Raw genomic sequence first — 4,326 nt, forward strand, 5'->3', positions numbered from 1 at the left:
TTTGTTTTAAAACAAATTTTATTGAGTAATAACGGGAACCATCCTGCTGAGGGAATGAGAATCTATCCGTTCCCCGTCTCGCTAATCCCTGTCCTGATGTGATGGCTGATACTATCTGTGCCAACATTGTCTGGAAAGAAAATGGCACGCCCGTCCTGCACCCGTATACCATCCGGCAAGTGGACGAAATACCGGTTGCCTTCAGCGGTGCGGTGACAACGCGGATGAAAATTCTCGAACTTCCAGAAAATATCCGGGGTGTGGAAGTCCTCAACGAACCCGATGCAGTCAACCGGTACGTAACCAAACTGCAGGAAACGGGAATAACTATCGATTATTGGTAAGATTCGGATCCAATATGAAAATACGTGAGATAAACTGTTATTTCGGATAGAGTATGGTTGAAAAAAGAAAATTTTTCGGGCCCTGTTTACTTGAAGACCAATTCGCCTTTGGCAATTGTGTCGCCGGATCGTTTATCAATAATTGCCCATGCCGTAACTTTATTGAAATATCCATAGACTTTATTCGCAACATCATTTGGTTGCCACAATAGTTCATAACCCCCGAACCAGGAACTATAAGTGTAGTTATCCGCATAGAACATGAACTTATCACCGGGTGCAATCATACAATCTGTGGGAGAAGTATTGCCAATCTTCCGGAAATATCCATTATTGGAAATACCTGCCGGAAGACGGTTGAGTGCCGGAAGCTTGTCTGAAGTGGTAAACGTTCGGGTTGCTCCATTGAAATCCTCTATCATAAATTCGATATTATCCAGGGAGAAAGCATCGCCGCCATTGTGAACAACCAGAATACCGTTTGCTGCAGGAGTGCCTTCGAGACTCTGGATCACCGGACTTACGACAAGAGTAGCCTGCGGGGCCTTTTTCGCATCGCCTGCCATCCCTCCCGCAAATGACGACACGACTGCCGCGATGATAATTGTCACGACAAGCATGAGCATGACACCGACAACCGGGGATACTGCATCACTCGTCATTCCTTTCATGTTACCACAACCTCCTTGTCAAAGAGAATTTTGTTGCTTGGTTTATGGAGAATCTTGATATCTACGATACTGCCTGGTTTTAAATCGGGGTCAAGAAGGCTTCCATCCCACGTACCGCTCATACCAAGAAGAGCAGCAGTCCCTGCATCATCATACGAGGTAATGGTATCCCCGACCAGCCAGGTATAGTTCCCGAAATGTTGCCTTGGATCAGTTGGTCTTCCGTTTTCTAAATTAAAGTTACAGGGAACTCGTGAATTATAAGTAGTGGCACTGTAGGGTGTTCCCGCGTTAAGATCAGTCACCGGACTGGTAGCCGTCTGCTCATGTTTTAGGGTAATGCCACTGCTGTTCGTATAATACGTGATTATCGACAGATCCTTTGTAATGAGGGGATCACCACTTAGTAATCTGAAATTGACATTCGTTATTACCATCTTCATTGAATTGGTCATCTGATACTTGATGTCGGCATCAATAACTGACTGAGGTGCTTTTTTCGTATCACCGGACAATCCTCCCGCGAACGCACTGACCACCGCTGCAATGATGATCGTCACGACAAGCATGAGCATAACACCAACAACCGGCGATACTGCTCTCCCGTTATCATACCTGAAGATTTGTTTCATATTTCATCTCCAATGACTGCCATCCTGCGATGAGTAAAGGTACCCGAACGGGAACCAGTGACCGCAAGGCCCTATCGTAGATGACATGATCAGCTAAAATTGTATTAAAACTATTTAACTTGATCAGTTTTATTTGTTTTAAAACAAATAAACTATAAGTTAAGAACAGCTTATACTGGAAGGTCAATCCGGTCCGGATACAGAAAGGAGATATTGGTGTGAATCAGGAGAAAGACAGAAAAACCAACCAGTGGAAAGAGCGAACGCAGATCATCATTCTCCTGCTCATCATCTGCCTGTCCACGGTCCCCGGCTGCATCAAGCTCATGCAGCAGGGCTCACCGGGCGCGATACCGGAGAATGGCAATATTACTGCACAAACCACTCAGCAGGAAATCCCTGGAAATTCAGTCAGTACGCAGCCTCCAGTTCAGACAACGGATATCTTCACTGAAGCGCTTCCTGAGCTGACGCCGGATCCCTACCCGGCCCAGCACGCCCTTGCGTTCAATGCAATGACCGATCCTGCCCGGTATGTCCGTGCCCCGGAATTCAAAAAGACCTATGTTCTGAGGGGGAACTCCACCGGCCTTGTGGTTAATGCAACCTCCCTCAAAGGGCCGCTATGGATCTCCTTCGATATCAAGCCACTCTACGATTGCCTCAACGATCCGGATTCCTGCAAGGGCACGCTCGGAAAATCCATCAGCCGCCCGTATTTCGCATTAACTGTCCGGGATAACGAGACCCGGGCAATTGTTGCGGAGGACGGGTACGGGCGTGAATTCAGCTCGCAAAAAGAGAATAGGACCATGAAAATTTACCATGAGGGACGGTACCATCTGACCCTGACCGGTGAATCGGTCGATGTCACGCTCTACATCGCCACCGGTAACGCTCCCGCCCAGTCCGCAACACAGGCATCTGCAGCTTCTTCAGCGCAGGAATCCGATATTCCCCCGGAACTGCGTGAGATGCTCTACGGAGGGCTCTGACATCATGACACTCCGCAATCTCACACAGGTAATCTACGTTACTCTCTCCAATACATTTTCCGGGTTCAGGACAGATCCCGCGTCAACACAATCATCCTTGCAGGCCCCCACGTTATCCCCGGCAACGAAAGATCCTGCAGCACAATCCACAACAGTTCTCAGAAAAGTAATTTCCCCGCTCCAAACCATTCCCACGCGGCTTGGCAACAGGACCGACACGGGCGATGCGCTGATCCTCGCAGTCTTCCTTGTCTCGTTCCTCACCGGGTATGCCGCACTCCTTGTCGATCTCCCCATCCCGGTGCTGGGGCTCCTCGGGATCATCTCTGTCGCAACCCTGGCACTTACCGGAAGTGCGGCATGGCACCGGTTCCACCCAGAATCCGTTACCCGAAATGATACCCGGGTCGTAACAAAACCTCCTTTAGCTGCCTGCGATAGCAGAGAGGACAGCGAAACTCGGAGTAAGGAACAGGATCTCCCACTCCCGTCCGGGCAGGAACCCGGGCTCCTGGAACGGTACTGGATCGAGTCGCCGTTCGTATCGATACGGATTCTGCGGAGGGGAAATGCGGGATTCACCTATACGGTGGATGAGCCGTCCATCACCCCGCAGGAACAGGCCGTGCTCCTGGAGACTTCAGGCCACCTGCGAAAGGTGATCGTATACGATGATCCGGAGAAACCACCGGCCCAAAAACTTGACGATGGAACCGTCAGCCGCATTATCCGGGAATTCCACCCCCGCATTGCAGACGACCGGTTGGCAGTTCTCTCCTACTATCTCCGGCGCGATCTCTCGGGCTTCGGCCCGCTCGAAGCCCTGATGCGGGATCCTGCACTCGAAGATATCAGCTGCAACGGCGAGAACCTGCCGGTCTTCGTCTTCCACCGCACTCACGGCAGCCTGCCAACCAATATCCTCTTCCGTGAAGGGGAGCTCGACCAGTTCGTCCTCAAACTCGCCCAGAAGGCCAACAAGCAGATCTCGCTCTCCAACCCCATGGTGGATGCTACCCTGCCGGGCGGGTCGCGGGTCCAGATCACGTTCAGTAACATCGTCTCCCTCCGGGGCAGCTCGTTCACCATCCGGAAGTTCCGGGCCGATCCCATGACCCCGCTCGACCTGATCCGGTACGGGACCTATAGCCCGGAGGTACTTGCATTTCTCTGGCTGGCAATCGAGCACCGGAAGAGCCTCATCATTGCCGGAGGCACGGCAAGCGGCAAGACCTCCACCATGAATGCGGTCTCGCTCTTCATCCCGCTCAACGCGAAGATCGTCTCCTTAGAGGACACCCACGAGATCCAGCTTCCGCACAAGAACTGGCTGGCCACCATTACCCGGGAGATTGCTGTCTCCGGTGTCCAGGGAGATATCGACCTCTTCAGCCTCCTGAAAGCTTCCATGCGCCAGCGCCCCGAGTTCATCATCGTGGGGGAAGTGAGGGGACGGGAGGCCCAGACCCTTTTCCAGGCCATGAACACCGGCCACGCAACGCTCTCGACCCTCCATGCCGGCAGCGTACGGGAAGCCGTCAACCGCCTCACCCACGAACCCATCAGCGTGCCCCCGGTCATGTTCACGGCGCTCGATCTGGTGATCAGCCAGTCTGTCTTCACGTACGGCAACCAGCGGATCCGGCGCTGCTCCGCCATCAACGAGATCTCCGTTGACGACGGT

General features: G+C 52.3%; 5 protein-coding genes. 3 read left to right on the forward strand and 2 right to left on the reverse strand.

Annotation, left to right across the window (positions count from 1 at the left end):
* The first annotated feature begins 101 nt into the window (after nt 1-101).
* Complete coding sequence (locus tag PHF39_RS13065) at nt 102-344, forward strand: hypothetical protein (RefSeq protein ID WP_300224812.1); 243 nt, start codon at nt 102-104, stop codon at nt 342-344.
* A gap of 86 nt (nt 345-430) precedes the next feature.
* On the opposite strand, the gene PHF39_RS13070 is transcribed toward PHF39_RS13065, so the two are convergent.
* Entirely contained in the window at nt 431-1,015 is a 585-nt protein-coding gene (locus PHF39_RS13070; RefSeq protein ID WP_300224815.1) for a type IV pilin N-terminal domain-containing protein, read from the reverse strand.
* A complete protein-coding gene (locus PHF39_RS13075) occupies nt 1,012-1,647 on the reverse strand; it encodes a type IV pilin N-terminal domain-containing protein (RefSeq protein WP_300224817.1) in 636 nt (211 codons plus the stop codon). Before PHF39_RS13075 ends, PHF39_RS13070 begins: the two co-directional genes overlap by 4 nt.
* 218 nt (nt 1,648-1,865) lie before the next feature.
* Between PHF39_RS13075 and PHF39_RS13080 the strand changes: the two genes are divergently transcribed.
* Nucleotides 1,866-2,642 (forward strand): hypothetical protein, encoded by a 777-nt coding sequence (locus tag PHF39_RS13080; RefSeq protein ID WP_300224819.1) that lies wholly within the window; start codon nt 1,866-1,868, stop codon nt 2,640-2,642.
* Nucleotides 2,643-2,646: 4 nt separating this feature from the next.
* Nucleotides 2,647-4,326: type II/IV secretion system ATPase subunit (locus PHF39_RS13085; protein ID WP_300224821.1), on the forward strand; the 1,680-nt coding region annotated here is incomplete at its 3' end.

The organism is Methanoregula sp., from assembly GCF_028712425.1.
Lineage (GTDB): Archaea > Halobacteriota > Methanomicrobia > Methanomicrobiales > Methanospirillaceae > Methanoregula.